This window comes from Streptomyces sp. TBY4, assembly GCF_024213195.1.
Classification (GTDB): Bacteria; Actinomycetota; Actinomycetes; order Streptomycetales; family Streptomycetaceae; genus Streptomyces.
The window spans coordinates 694,234-707,736 of the sequence record NZ_JANAVF010000002.1; the positions used below are offsets into that span (position 1 = coordinate 694,234).

Below are 13,503 nucleotides of genomic sequence, written 5' to 3' on the forward strand. Positions count from 1 at the left end.
GGCCGCCTCACGGGCTGCCCGGTCCGCCACCACGGGGCGGCCGTGCTGCCCGATTCCGCTGCCGGACCGGGGGTCCACGCCGCGTTCACCCGATTATGGGCCCCGCTCTTGCCCGTCGGGTGACCCGCACCGGACATTGTGGTGCGGATTCCGCCCCGCAGGCGGCCCGCTCCCCCCTCCCTGCCCCGGCCCGCCAGCCGATCCCCGAACAGGTGGTACGTATGACGTACACGGACGCCAGACCCCTGCGCAGCCCGGTGCGGGCGACCCCCGCGACCGCCGTGATCGCCTCCGTGGTCCTCGTCGAGCTCTCCAGCGGCATCACCCAGGGATTCCTGTCGCCCCTGCTGCGCGGACTCACCGACACCCTGGGCGTCACCGCCGCCGACCTCAACTGGATCAGCGTCGCCAACCTCCTGGCCAGCGTCGCCTTCACCCCGGTCCTGTCCCGGATGGGTGACCTCCACGGCCACCGCCGGGTGCTGCGCTGGAACCTGCTGATCGTCCTCCTGGGCTCGCTCCTGGTCGGCCTCAGCCGCGACTTCGGGACCCTGCTCGCCGGGCAGATCCTCCAGGGGGCCTTCGCCGGGTTCTTCCCGCTGCTGGTCGGCATCCTGCGCAACCGGAGCCGGGGCGCCGACGGGACCGGGGGCGATGCCGAGGCCGAGAGCCGGCGCGGGATCAGCGTCATGGTCGCCGCCCTGGTCGCGGGCATGTCCTTCGGGCTCGTGGCCAGCGGCTTCGTGGCCCGTACCGTCGACAGCCCGACCGCTGCCCTGTGGGTACCGGCCGTGGCCACCAGCCTGGCCCTCGCCCTCACCTGGCGGCTGCTGCCGGAGTCGGACCACCGGCCGGGCGGCCGGGTCGACTGGGCCGGCGGCATCCTGCTCTGCCTCGGCCTGACCGCCGTCATGCTCGGCCTCGGTCTCGGCGGTACCCCGGGCTGGGAATGGACCTCCGCCCGCACCCTGGGCTGCCTCGCCGGCGGGGTGCTCGTCACCGCGCTCTGGGTCCGGGTGGAACTGCGCACCGCGGAGCCGATGATCGACGTAAGGATGTTCCGCCGCCGCGGAGTCGTCGCGGTCTCGCTGGTCACGCTGACCTTCACCTTCTGCATGTTCGGGCTGATGGTCGCCAACGCCGTGTTCATGGGCACCAGCCGCGCCGAGCAGGGCTACGGGCTGGGCCTCGACCCCTTCGCGATCGCCCTCGCCACCCTGCCCAACCTGCTCGCCCTCTCCCTCGGGGCGCTCCTCGCACCGGCCGTGGCCCGCGCCGTCACCGACCGGCTCACCCTGGTCGCCGGCTCCCTGCTGATGGCCGCCGGCTACGCGACGGTGCAGTCCTTCCACGACGATCAGGCCCTCTTCCTGGCGGGCACCGCCGTGGCCGGCCTCGGCACGGGCTTCCTGCAGCACTCCACGCGCACGCTCGCCGTGGAATGCGTACCCCGCGACCGCACCTCGGTGGGCTCCGGCATCAACGAACTCCTCATCAACATCGGCGGATCCCTCGGAGCCGCCGCCGTCCTGACCGTGTTCGCGGCCCACACCCCGGCCGGCCGGACCCTGCCCGGCCTGAGCGCCTACACCGTCTCCTGGACGGTCTGCATCCTGGTCTCGCTGGCCGGCGCCGCCGTCGCCCTGCTCTACCGCACCCCGAAGGCCGACGCCGTCGCGGAGGAGGGCCGGTGAACGACACCACCGTCCTGCGCGAACGCGGCCGGGCCTTCCTGACCACCCGGCAGGACGCCGTCCTCGACCTCAGCCACGCGCTGCACGCCGATCCCGAACTCGCCTACGAGGAACACCGCGCGGCCCGCCGCATCACCGACCTCGTCGAGCGGGCCGGCTTCGAGGTGACCCGCGGGGCCTACGGCCTGCCCACCGCGTTCAGCGCGACCGCCGGCACCGGTGAGCTCGTCATCGGCATCTGCGCCGAGTACGACGCCCTGCCCGGCATCGGCCACGCCTGCGGCCACAACGTCAACGGCGCCGCCTCCGTGGCCGCCGCCCTGGCCCTGGCCCCGCTCGCCGACGAGCTCGGCATCACCGTCAAGCTCCTGGGCACCCCGGCCGAGGAGTCCGGCGGCGGCAAGGTGGACATGCTGCGCGAAGGCGCCTTCGACGACGTGGCCGCCGCCATGATGGTGCACGCCGCGCCCTCCGACTCGGTGGGCATGAGCTCCCTCGCCATCAGCAGCTGGAACGTCGGCTACACCGGGCGGGCGGCGCACGCCGCGGCCATGCCCGAGCGCGGCGTCAACGCCGCCGACGCCATGATGATCGCCCAGGTGGCCATCGCCGCCTACCGCCAGCAGATGCGCCCCGGCGCCGTGGTCTCCGGGATCGTCACCCGCGGAGGCGAGGCCGCCAACGTCATTCCGGGCCGCACGGAGGCCTCGTACGACTGCCGGGCCGTCACCAGCGAGGAGCTCACCGAACTCCAGACCCGGATCCGCGCCTGCTTCGAGGCCGGAGCGCTCGCCACCGGCGCCGAACTCGCCCTGGAGACCGTCGGCAACGACTACGCCGACCTGCGGCAGGACTTCGCCATGGGCCGCGCCTACCTCGGGGCCGCCCGCGACCTCGGACGCCGGGTCCAGGACCTGGACCCGACCCTGCGGGGCGGCTCCACGGACATGGGCAACGTCTCCCACCTGGTGCCCACCATCCACCCGATGATCGGCTACGACTGCGGCGACGCGATCATGCACAACCCCGAGTTCACCCGCTACGGGATCACCGCCCAGGCCGACCGCGCCGTCCTCGACGGAGGGCTGGCCATGGCCTGGACGGCGATCGACCTCGCGACCGACCCGGAGCACCGCGGGTCCCTGCTCACGCGGCTGGCCGCGCGGAACGGCGCCGCCGGCGACGCCTGACGCCTCCGGCAGCACCCCAAGTATCTTGACGTCAAGATTGATCTGGGGCAGGCTTCCGCTGGTATCTCGACATCGAGATACTTTCGCGGGGGCTCGGAGGTCGGGGAATGAGGCGGCTCGGTACGGGGATCCGGAAGGACCCGCAGGGGTGGCGCGGGCGGTCGGAGTGGCGGCGGGAGCCGCGACGGCCCGGGCTCGTGGCCCAGTTGCGGCGGCCGCCGGGAGGCCGGGACGCCCGGATCATGCTGCTCGCCCAGTTCCTCGACCGCGCCGGAACGGGCCTGTGGGCCGCCGCCGCGGTCCTCTACTTCACCTTCGTCCTCGGCCTGGACGCCGGCCGGATCGGCCTCCTGCTGGGCGCCGCGGCCGTGGCGGGCATCGCCGGATCCCCCCTTGCGGGGCACCTGGCCGGCCGGTTCCCGGTACGGTCCCTGCTGATCGGCTGCCACCTGCTGCGCCTCGGAACCCTCGGCGCGCTGCTCGTGGTCACCCGCTTCGACCTGCTGCTGCCCCTGGTCGCCGTCACCTACCTCGGCGACCGGGCGGCCAAGGCCCTGGAGATGCTCTTCGCCACCCGGGTGGCGGGCGAGCGGCGGGCCACCTACCAGGCGCTGTCGCGCAGCACGGCCAACGCCGGCTACGCGGTGGGCGCGGGCATCGCCGCGGCCGGTCTCGCGCTCGGCACCCGGGAGGCCTACCAGGCGCTGATCCTGGCCAACGCGCTGTCGTTCCTCGCGGCCGCCGTGCTGGTCCGGCGCACCCGGGAACCGCGCGCCGAGGGGCGAGTGGCCGCGGGTGCCGGGGACGCGGGTACGGGGGGCGCAGGCGACGCGGGTACGGGCCGCGTCGCGCCCGGCCGGACCGGGGCGCCGAGCCCGTGGCGGGACCGGGGCTACCTGCGCTTCGTCCTGCTCGACATCCCGATGAACCTCGACGACTCGGTCCTGGCCGTCGGCCTGCCCCTGTGGCTGGTGGCCCACACCGACGCGCCGCACGCCCTGGTCCCGGCCTTCCTCGTCATCAACACCGTGCTGGTCGTCGTGCTCCAACTCCGCGTCTCCGCGCGGTTCGAGGGACCCCGGCGGGCCGCGGCGGCGGTCACGGTGTACGGGCTGACCATGCTCGCGTGCTGCGTCCTGCTGGCCCTCACCGCCGGCGCCGGGGCGGTGGCCGCCTCGGTGGCGCTGCTCGCCGCGGCGGTGCTGGTCACGGGGGCGGAGCTGCTGCGGTCGGTGAGTTCCTGGGAGCTGGCCGTCTCGCTCGCCCCCGAGCAGGCGCGGGCCTCGTACCTGGGCGTGGCGGGGATGGCCCAGTCCGTCCAGAAGGCTGCCGGCCCGCTGCTCCTGACCGGCGCGGTGATGACGGCAGGGCCCGCGGGCTGGCTGGCCCTCGGCACGGGGATCGCCGCCCTGTCGGTGCTCCAGCGGCGCTGCGCGGTCCACCGCCTGGACTCCGCCCCCGGCCGGCCCGGCCCCACCGAACCGGCGCCGTCCGGCAAGGGCTGCGCGGCGGCTACGGAGTGAGGGGCGCGGAGAGCGGGCGGAGGTGGCGCTCCAGGACCACCGCCACACCGTCCTCGTCATGGCCGGCGGTGATCTCGTCGGCGACCGCCTTGAGGCTGTCGTGAGCGTTGGCCATGGCGACCGAGTGCCCCGCCCAGGCGAACATGGGGATGTCGTTGGGCATGTCACCGAAGGCGATGGTGCCTTCCGCCGTGGTGCCCAGCGCCTCCGCGGCCAGGGCCAGGCCGGTCGCCTTCGACAGGCCGAGGGGCAGCAGCTCGACGCAGGTCGGGCCGGCCATGACCACGGTGACGAGATCGCCCACCACCTCGCGGGCCGCCTCGGTGAGCTGGTCGTCCGTCAGGTGCGGGTGCTGGATCTGGACCTTCCCGATCGGCCGGTCCCACAGCCGGGCCGCGTCGTGGACCCGCTCGATGTCGGCCGAGGGCATCGGCGGGACCGGGAACCCGGGCCCCACGAGGATGGGATCGGCCAGCTCCAGCGGCATCACCGCCACCGACAGCGGACCGGTGACGGCCTCCACCCGGGCCACCACGTGCGCCGCGAGCTCGCGGTCGAGGGGGACCGACGAGACGAGGGCGTCGCGCCCCGCATCGTAGAGCTGGCCGCCCTGCCCGCAGACGGCGAGGCCCCGGTAGCCGATCTCGGCCAGGGTGGACCTGGTCCACTGGGCGACCCGCCCGGTCACCACCACGTGCCGGGCCCCGGCGGACACGGCGGCGGCCAGGGCGGCCGTGGTGCGCGCGGAGACGGTGTGGTCGCTGCGCACGAGGGTGCCGTCGAGGTCGGTGGCGATCAACTGGTAGGGGAACCGGGGGGACTGGGACATGAGAGAGGACTCCTGTGTGTGGGGGAGGGGGGAGGGGGGAACGCGGCGGGGCCGCCCGCCCCCCCCCCGGGGGGGGGCGGCCGGCGGCCCGGGGGAGCACGGGATCAGAGGGAGCCGTTGCCCTTGATGAGCTGCTGGTACCAGAAGAAGCTGTCCTTGCGGATGCGGCGGAGCTCCTTGAGGTCGAACTCGTCGCGGTCCACGTAGATGAAGCCGTAGCGCTTCGCCACGCCCTGGTGGGTGGAGATCAGGTCCATGGCCGACCACGGGTGGTAGCCGATGACGTCCACCCCGTCGGAGACGGCCAGGCGCATCTGCTCGATGTGCGTGGAGAGGTAGGCGATCCGGTAGTCGTCGTGGATCTCGCCGTCCTCGACCGTGTCGAAGCCGCCCAGCCCGTTCTCGGTGACCATGATCGGCAGCCGGTAGCGGTCGTAGACGTCGCGCAGCGTGGAGCGGAAGCCGACCGGGTCGATCTCCCAGCCGAACTCGGTCGTGGCCAGGTGCGGGTTGCTCACGGGGCGGAAGACGCCCGCCTCGCCGGCCGACAGCTGCTGGTCGCAGACTCCGGAGTCGACGGCCTCGCCGCCCTCGGCTGCGGCCACGGTGGCGGTGGAGTAATAGTTCAGGGCCAGGAAGTCGGCCGTGCCCGCCTTCAGCACCTCCGCGTCGTCCTCGGCGAACTCCGGCGCGATCCCGGCCGCGGTCATCCACGCCCAGGCGGTCGGGTTGTAGGTGCCGTACACCGCCATGTCCAGGTACAGCCAGTTGCGGATGGCGTTGTAGTCGGAGGCGGCCAGCACGTCCTCGGGCTTGCAGGAGGCCGGGTAGACGACGGAGATGTTCGGCGCCGGGCCGATCTTGGCGGCCGGCAGCATGTCGTGGCACATCTTCGTCACGCGGGCCTGGGCCACCATCATGTGGTGGTTCTGCTGGTACAGCTCCCGCTTCGGATGGTCCGAGGTGGTGCCCGCGGTGCCGATGGCGGCGCCGTGCAGGATCATCATGTTCTGCTCGTTGATGGTCAGCCAGTGCTTGACCTTGCTGCCGTACTCCTCGAACAGCACCTCGCAGTAGCGGGCGAAGGCGTCGATGGTCGAGCGGGAGGTCCAGCCGCCCTTGTCCTGGAGGGCCTGCGGCAGGTCGAAGTGGTAGACGGTGACCACCGGTTCGATGCCGTGCGTGAGGAGGGTGTCGAAGAGGCGGTGGTAGAAGGCGATGCCGTCCGGGTTCACCGCGCCGTCGCCGTCCGGGACGATCCGGGTCCAGGCGATGGAGAGCCGGTAGGCCTTCAGGCCCAGCTCGGCGAAGAGGCGCACGTCCTCCTCGAAGCGGTGGTAGTGGTCCGCTGCGACCTTGAAGTCGGTGGTGCCCTCGGGGTAGTTGCCGCGGGCGTCCTGGACGGACGGGCCCTTGCCGTCGGTGTCCCAGGCACCTTCCACCTGGTAGGCGGAGGTCGCGGCGCCCCACAGGAAGTCGGGGCGGAAGGCGGCGGGGGTCTTGTGGTCCATGTGCGGATCTCCTTCGGGGGTACGTGGATCAGGGCGCGGGGTGCCGGGCCCGGCGGGGGCGGCGCGGCGGGCGGGACGTCAGCCCGCCGGGGCGAGTTCGCGCTCCGGGCTGAGGGACAGGAGCACCGTGCTGTGCCCGACTTCGGAGTGCTCGGTGGTCCGTACGACGCCCGTGCCTGCTGCGTCGAGGACGATCACCATCGTGGTGGTGTCGTAGCCGGCGGCCTCGACCGCGGCCAGGTCGACCTCGCCGAGCGGGTCGCCGAGCCGGACCTGGTCGCCCTGCCGGACGGCGGTGGTGAAGTGCTCCCCGCCGAGCCGCACGGTGTCGATGCCGATGTGGACGAGGACCTCCACGCCCTCGGGGGAGCGGAGCCCGAAGGCGTGCGGCAGGACGCTGACGACCGTTCCGTCGATCGGGGCGTGGACCTCGCCGGAGGTGGGGGCGACGGCCGCGCCGTCGCCGAGGGCACCGGAGGCGAAGGCCGCGTCCGGCACGTCGGCCAGGGCGACGACCTTGCCCTCGACCGGGGTGGCGACCTGGAAGGCCTCACCGGCGGGCCGCTCGGCGGCCGGTCCGGTTTCGCCGTCTCCGGCTCCCGCGCCGGCTTCGGTGTCCTGCGCGGTGCCGGCTTCGGGGACGTCCTTGAAGCCGAGGGCCATGGTGAGGCCGAAGGACAGGGCGATGGCGACACCGACACCGATCAGCTGGAGGGCGAAGCTGCCGACCTCCAGGTAGGCGGAGAGGGACAGCAGGCCCGGCATGATGTAGGCCGTGGAGGCCGAGCCGCCCGCCGAGGCGATGCCGCCGCCGACCGCGCCGGCGATGCAGGCGTAGACGAAGGGCTTCTTCAGCCGCAGGTTGACGCCGTAGACCGCGGGCTCGGTGATGCCGGCGAGGAAGCTGGACACGGCGGCCGGGCCGGCGAGCTTCTTCAGGCCCTTGTTGCGGGTGCGGAGCATGACCGCCAGCACCGCGGCGCCCTGCGCGGCCGACGCGGCGACCAGCGGGCCGTAGAGGAGCGAGTGCCCCTGGACGGCGAGGTCGTTGGCCATCATCGGGACCAGACCCCAGTGGATGCCGAAGACGACCATGATCTGCCAGGTGCCGCCGAGGACGGCTCCGGCGATGGCCGGGCTCAGACCGAACAGCCAGCCGATGAGGTTCGACGCGCCCTGACCGGCCCAGTCGGAGGCCGGGCCGATGGTGAGCAGGGTCAGCGGAACCATGAGGAGAATCGTCAGCATCGGGGTGATGAAGTTGCGGATGCTGGACGGCAGCGCCTTGTCGAGGCCGCGCTCCACGAAGCTCTGGACGTACACGGCGAGGATGACCGGGATGACGGAGGAGGCGTAGGCGGCCATCACCATCGGAATGCCGAAGAAGGAGACCGGGTCGCCCGCCTCGTTCAAGGCGCCGATCGTCGGGTAGACCAGCGATCCCGCGATGGCCATGGCGGTCCACTGGTTGGACCCGAACCGCTTCGCCGCCGTCACCGCCAGCAGCACCGGCAGGAAGTAGAACACGCCGTCTCCGGCCGCGTTCAGGACGGTGAACTCCTGCGAGGTCTCGGCGACCAGCCCGAGCTTGGTGACCAGCACGATCGTGGCCTTGAGCAGGCCCGCGCCGGCCAGCGTCCACAGGAACGGCGTGAAGATGCTGGAGATGACGTCGACCAGCCGGGTCAGCGGATTGCCGCGCTGGGCCGAGCCCGCGGAGCCGGACGCCACCGAGTCCTTCGAGCGGGCCTTGTCGCCACCGAGCGCGGAGATCCCGGTGATGGCGGCGTAGGCCTTGGCCACGTCGTTGCCGATGACCACCTGGAACTGGCCGCCGCTCTCGACGACCGTGATGACGCCGGGGGCCGATTCCACGGCCGCTCTGTCGGCCTTCGACGCGTCTCTCAGAATGAAGCGCAGACGCGTGGCGCAGTGCCCGAGGGACTCCACATTCGATTCGCCGCCGACGCCTTCGAGGACGGCCGGTGCCGTCTTTCCGTAATCCACGATGGGTTCTCCCTGCATCGCGTTGGAACGAACCCGGAACGTCTTCGGTCCGAGTCCCCTCAGTCTTGACGAGGTCAAGGGAAGGCAAAGGAAGGCGAAGGTCCCGAAAGGGACCACCTTTGTGCCCCAGCTACTCCAACTCGCCAACAAGGCTTTTCCTCAAGCGAGTTCACTGTGCGGTGACATCTCCCGGATCGGGCCGTTCGGTCTTCCGGGAAAGGACCTTCAGCCCCTGTCCCCGGGGGGACCGGCGGCGGAAGAGTGCACGTCGAGGATCCGGTCCCGAGGCGCTGCCTCCCGGGTTCCCGGACATCGCGATCCGCCGCAGGGATCGCTCCACCGCAGGGCCCGCTCCACCGACAGGGAAGGCCCCCTCATGCGCTCCGTTCGCCGCACACTCCTCGCCGTGGCCGCCGCGTGCGCGCTCGCCGCCACCACCGGCGCCGCGGCCTCCGCAACCACGGCGTGCTGACCGTCCAGCAGCGGGAGCGGATGCCGGCCGGCTACGAGAACGACTGTGCGGGCGCGCCCTCGGGAGCCCCCGTCTTCGGTGTCTGCCTGGCGGACGGCCCGTGCGGCCCCGACTCGCCGAGCGCTACCCCCGCCGACACCGTCAAACTGGCCCTGCGCGGCGGACTCGCCGCCAAGGCGGGCTGGAGCGGCGCCCCCGGCCTGGTCGTCACCGGCATCAACTCCGGGCTCAACGTGAGCTCTTCGGTCAACGACTCCGGCACCGTCGGAGCCGCGATCGCCGCCATCGACATCGGGGTCCCGGCCGTGGCCTTCAGCGCCTCCGCGAACGCGGACATGAGCGCGCACCCGGTGGAGAACTACCGTGCCACCGCCGCGTTCGGCGCGAAGTTCCCCGCCGGACTGAAACAACACCGGCTGCTCACCGCCACGTTCGCCCTGAAGGTCGACTACCCCGACATCAGCGCCGGCGCGCAGGCCCAGCCGCCGGTCTGGACCCGGTCGGCTCGGGCGCGTACGCCTACCACGGCTACGTACAGGGCGGCGGCGGGGACAGCTTCGAGATCGCCCTCGGCGACTGCGAGTCGGCGCAGCCCGGCAGTGCGGAATGCCGGGAAGACCGCCCGGACGCCGATTCCACGGCCGCCCGCGGCGGAGCCGTCTCCATCACGCCCGTCACCTCCGACCGTACCTACGGCACCGCCGTCGACGGAAAGAAGGAGCTGAAGAAGACCGAGCAGTACGTGAAGAAGTCCGCGCCCCGCAGCTGAGCCCATGAGAACGGAACACCGATGAAGATCGTGATCACGCAGGACTACGCCGACCTCAGCCGCACCGCCGCCGACATCGTCCTCGGTGACATGCTGCACGACCGCCGGGTCAACATGGCACTGACGGCGGGCGCGAGCCCCATGGGCACGTACGAGATCGTCACCGAGAGGCTGCGCGGCAATCCCGCGGCCTTCTCCGACGTCCACTTCTACACCTTCGACGAGGTCCCGCTGCCCGGGCAGGAGCACGGACTGACCCTCTCCGCGCTCCAGCAACACCTCTACGGCCCCGGCGCGGTGTCCGAGACCAACATCCACCCGATCACGGTCGACAACCATGCCTCCGTCGCCCGTGAACTGCGCGGGAACGGCGGGCTGGACCTGATGCTCATCGGGCTCGGCGCGGACGGCCACTTCTGCGGGAACATGCCGTACGCCACCCGCTTCGACCAGGAGATCTACACCTACGAGCTCAAGGACTCCTACCCCTGGTACGAGGACGCCCTGCGGCTACTGCCCGACCCCTCCCGGGTGCCCGAGCAGGTGGTGACGATGGGGGCGGCCATGCTCGCCCGGGTGCGGCGCCTCGTGCTGATCGTGAGCGGCGCCGCCAAGGCGGAGGCCCTCGCCGGGATGCTGGAGCGCGAGATCTCGACCGACTTCCCGGCCGCGATCCTGCGCACGCACCCCAACGTCGTCGTCATCGCCGACCGGGAGGCGGCGTCGCGGCTGGGGTGAGCGCGCGAGGGGCGGACCCGGGCGGGTGGCCCGGGTCCGCCCGCGCCCGCAGCCTCCTTCTAGAACCAGGTGAGGGTGAGGGGGAAGGTGGTGGTGGCGGTGGCTCCGGTGGTGTCGGTGGCGGTGGCGGTGATCTGGATGGTGCCGATGGCCCAGGGTTTGCCGGTGATGCGGCCGGTGTTGGTGTCGAGGGTCAGGCCCCAGGGGAGGCCGGTGGCGGTGTAGCGGACGGGGGGTTTGCCGCCGGTGGTGGTGAGCTGGATGGTGCAGTTCTGGTTGAACTTGCAGCTCTGGGCGCCGGGGTTGGTCAGCTTCAGCTCGGCGGAAGTCGGGGTCGGGGTGGGTGTGGGCGTGGGAGTCGGGGTGGGCGTCGGGGTCGGAGTGGGCGTCGGCGTGGGAGTGGGGGTCGGCGTGGGTGTGGGCGTCGGGGTGCCGCCGCAGCCCGGAGTTGCCTCCGGGGGCAGCGGGACGCGCCAGATCTGGGTGTCGTTCTCCGAGCCGACGAGCAGGGTGGTGCAGTCGAGGTACGTCACCGTCTCGCCCTGGGACTGGGCGGGCAGGGCCACGTCCGCGAGCTTGGTGCCCGAGGCGTCGTACACCGAGGCCGTGTTGGACCCCAGCGGCCCGCCGCTGCGCAGGGTGTAGGAGGCCCCCGAGGGGGAGAAGGCGCCGTCGGTGGCGAAGACCGGGCCCGGCCGGACCGCGGTCAGGGTGTTCGGCTGCCCGGGCACCGGAGGCATCGGAGCCTGGTACAACTGCCCTGCCGCACCGATGAGTTTGCTCGCGATGTGGATCCGGCCGGTGACGGGATCCGCGAGCAGGGATTCGGCGTCGTGCTTCCCGTCGGCGTAGGTGAAGCGGTACGTCGCGGGCGTCACCGAGGCGTTGGCGAGCTGGTCGGGTTCGGCGAAGGAGTGCACGGTGATCTCGGCGCGGTTGCCGAAGTTGTCGCCGATGTCGCCGACCAGGATGACGGGACGGCCCGAGGCGTCCTTGCCCAGCGCCAGGCCCTCCCAGTCGGTGTTGCCGGTCCCGGAGACCGTGTACGTGGCCTTGAGCAGGCCGGTGGCGCCATTGCAGTCGATGGCGAAGACCTGGTTGGTGTTCCCGCTGTCGTTGAGGGCGTAGAAGACGCCGGGGTGCTTCCGGCTCATGGCGAGCCCGCTGAGTTCGGCCAGGCCCCCGGGCAGGGTGCAGTGGCGCTCGGGGGCCGCGACGGCGCCGGCCGGGGGCGCGGACGCGGGCCTTGCCGGGACGGGGGTCGCGTCGGCGGGGCCAGCGGCCGGTCCGGTCAGCCAGGCCGCGGCCGGCAGGACCGTGGCGAGGACCGCGGTGGCGAGGGCGGCGGCGCGCGGGGGTGCGAGGGGTAGTCGTAACATGCCCACCATGTGAGGGGGAGTCAGGTTCCGGCGCCAGGGCAGATCGCCGTCCGTTTGAGCATCGTTCAATGCCGGGCGGGCATGTCCGGCGGTCGGGAGGTGCCCTCCGGCCGGCCCGCCCGGGATGCGTGGTGCGCGCGGGTCGTGCGGTCACCGGGAGGGTTCGCGGATGGGGGCCTTGTGCCGGGCGTGCGCGATGAAGGCGCGGGCCGCGCGGCTCAGCGGCCGGCGGGCGTGGGCGATGCCCACCGGGCGCAGCAGGGGCGGGGTGAAGGAACGTATCTCCGCCCGGCTGCCGAAGGCCCGGGCGACCACGTCGCGGTACCAGATGAGGGAGCCGCGCCCGTCGGTCACCCCCGTCACCCAGCCGAGGCGTTCGTCCACCTCCAGACAGGGCACCGGGCGCACCCCCAGACAGCTGAACATGGCCTCCATCTCGGTGCGCCGGCCGGTCCCGGGGGTGGGCAGCACCATCGGCAGCCCGTCGAGCGCGCGGAACGGCAGCGGGTCGGGCAGTGCGGACCCGGCCGGGGAGATGAGCACCACCTCCCGCTCCTGGATGTAATGGGTGGAGAGCTCCTTGTCGAGCGGCAGATCCACGAGGGCCAACTCGGCCCGGCCCTGGTTGAGTTCCTGGACCACGGCCTCGCGGCTGTCGTACTGGTGGAGCCGGACGTCGAGGCCCGGATGCCGCTCCGTGAAGGTGTGCACCAGGTCGGAGGCCAGGTCGAGGGCCAGGGTGGGGGTGGTGACCACGGACAGGGCGGCCCTGGCGCCCAGCCCGTGAGGGGCGCCGATGTCGTCGATGGCCTCCACCGCGTCGAGCACGGTGCGGGCCAGCCGGACGACCCGGGCCCCTTCCGGTGTGAGGTCCACCCCCCTTCCCCGGCGGGCGAGGAGATCGACCCCGAGGTCGCGTTCCATGGCCTGCACGGCACGGGACAGGGCGGACTGGGCGACGAAGACGGAGGCGGCCGCGCCGGTGATGGAACGACAGTCGGCGACGGCGACGAGGTAGCGGAGCTGGGCGAGGGTGGGGGTCATGACCGGACGGTAACCGGGCAAGGGTGTACCTGTAAGACCGCGTCGGGTGAACAACCGTCAGACTTCGCAAAGGTGCTCATGCCGGGCCGGTGACATCTCATGCCGATGTGGCATGAGCTCGCACCGATAAGGAAGGCCGGCCGGCGGGCCGGGGGCGGCCGGCTCGGGCGCAACACCGCAGGCCACGGCCGCGACGGGCGTGCGCGGACGGGGTGGCGGGGGAGCCGCCGGAGCGGGTGCGGACCGTGCGGGGTGCGAAGTGAACGACTCCGGATGACCGTTGACAGTGTGAGGCCGTCACCGCACGATGCATCCCGGCAACAGGGAATTTGACCACCGCTCAACCC

At 72.5% G+C, this 13,503-nt stretch carries 10 protein-coding genes; 5 read left to right on the forward strand and 5 right to left on the reverse strand.

Annotated features, from left to right (window positions below):
• The first annotated feature begins 221 nt into the window (after nucleotides 1-221).
• The 3 genes from NLX94_RS07395 to NLX94_RS07405 all read left to right on the forward strand — a co-directional run bounded on the left by NLX94_RS07395 (nucleotide 222) and on the right by NLX94_RS07405 (nucleotide 4,407).
• Nucleotides 222-1,694 (forward strand): MFS transporter, encoded by a 1,473-nt coding sequence (locus NLX94_RS07395; protein ID WP_254381775.1) that lies wholly within the window; start codon nucleotides 222-224, stop codon nucleotides 1,692-1,694.
• On the forward strand, nucleotides 1,691-2,884 hold the full coding sequence (locus NLX94_RS07400; protein WP_254381776.1) for an amidohydrolase: 1,194 nt from the start codon (nucleotides 1,691-1,693) through the stop codon (nucleotides 2,882-2,884). Before NLX94_RS07395 ends, NLX94_RS07400 begins: the two co-directional genes overlap by 4 nt.
• A gap of 242 nt (nucleotides 2,885-3,126) precedes the next feature.
• The gene (locus tag NLX94_RS07405) at nucleotides 3,127-4,407 is read left to right on the forward strand and encodes an MFS transporter (RefSeq protein WP_254381777.1); all 1,281 of its coding nucleotides are present in this window, start codon (nucleotides 3,127-3,129) and stop codon (nucleotides 4,405-4,407) included.
• On the opposite strand, the gene NLX94_RS07410 is transcribed toward NLX94_RS07405, so the two are convergent.
• The 3 genes from NLX94_RS07410 to NLX94_RS07420 all read right to left on the reverse strand — a co-directional run bounded on the left by NLX94_RS07410 (nucleotide 4,397) and on the right by NLX94_RS07420 (nucleotide 8,754).
• On the reverse strand, nucleotides 4,397-5,236 hold the full coding sequence (locus NLX94_RS07410) for an HAD family hydrolase (RefSeq protein WP_254381778.1): 840 nt from the start codon (nucleotides 5,234-5,236) through the stop codon (nucleotides 4,397-4,399). The genes NLX94_RS07405 and NLX94_RS07410 overlap by 11 nt on opposite strands.
• 104 nt (nucleotides 5,237-5,340) lie before the next feature.
• Nucleotides 5,341-6,747: a glycoside hydrolase family 1 protein gene (locus NLX94_RS07415; RefSeq protein ID WP_254381779.1), complete on the reverse strand. Its 1,407-nt coding sequence runs from the start codon at nucleotides 6,745-6,747 to the stop codon at nucleotides 5,341-5,343.
• Nucleotides 6,748-6,825: 78 nt separating this feature from the next.
• Nucleotides 6,826-8,754 carry a beta-glucoside-specific PTS transporter subunit IIABC gene (locus NLX94_RS07420; protein ID WP_254381780.1) on the reverse strand — a complete coding sequence of 643 codons (1,929 nt, stop codon included), beginning with the start codon at nucleotides 8,752-8,754 and terminating at the stop codon, nucleotides 6,826-6,828.
• A 417-nt stretch (nucleotides 8,755-9,171) separates the two neighbouring features.
• Here NLX94_RS07420 and NLX94_RS07425 point away from each other — a divergent pair, with 417 nt between their 5' ends.
• A complete protein-coding gene (locus NLX94_RS07425; protein ID WP_254381781.1) occupies nucleotides 9,172-9,951 on the forward strand; it encodes a 5'/3'-nucleotidase SurE in 780 nt (259 codons plus the stop codon).
• Between the two features lie 65 nt (nucleotides 9,952-10,016).
• A complete protein-coding gene (locus NLX94_RS07430; protein WP_254381782.1) occupies nucleotides 10,017-10,733 on the forward strand; it encodes a glucosamine-6-phosphate deaminase in 717 nt (238 codons plus the stop codon).
• A 59-nt stretch (nucleotides 10,734-10,792) separates the two neighbouring features.
• On the opposite strand, the gene NLX94_RS07435 is transcribed toward NLX94_RS07430, so the two are convergent.
• Together NLX94_RS07435 and NLX94_RS07440 are read right to left on the reverse strand one after the other, a co-directional pair.
• Nucleotides 10,793-12,112 (reverse strand): putative Ig domain-containing protein, encoded by a 1,320-nt coding sequence (locus NLX94_RS07435; protein ID WP_254381783.1) that lies wholly within the window; start codon nucleotides 12,110-12,112, stop codon nucleotides 10,793-10,795.
• A 150-nt stretch (nucleotides 12,113-12,262) separates the two neighbouring features.
• The gene (locus tag NLX94_RS07440) at nucleotides 12,263-13,156 is read right to left on the reverse strand and encodes a LysR family transcriptional regulator (protein WP_254381784.1); all 894 of its coding nucleotides are present in this window, start codon (nucleotides 13,154-13,156) and stop codon (nucleotides 12,263-12,265) included.
• Nucleotides 13,157-13,503 lie beyond the last annotated feature (347 nt).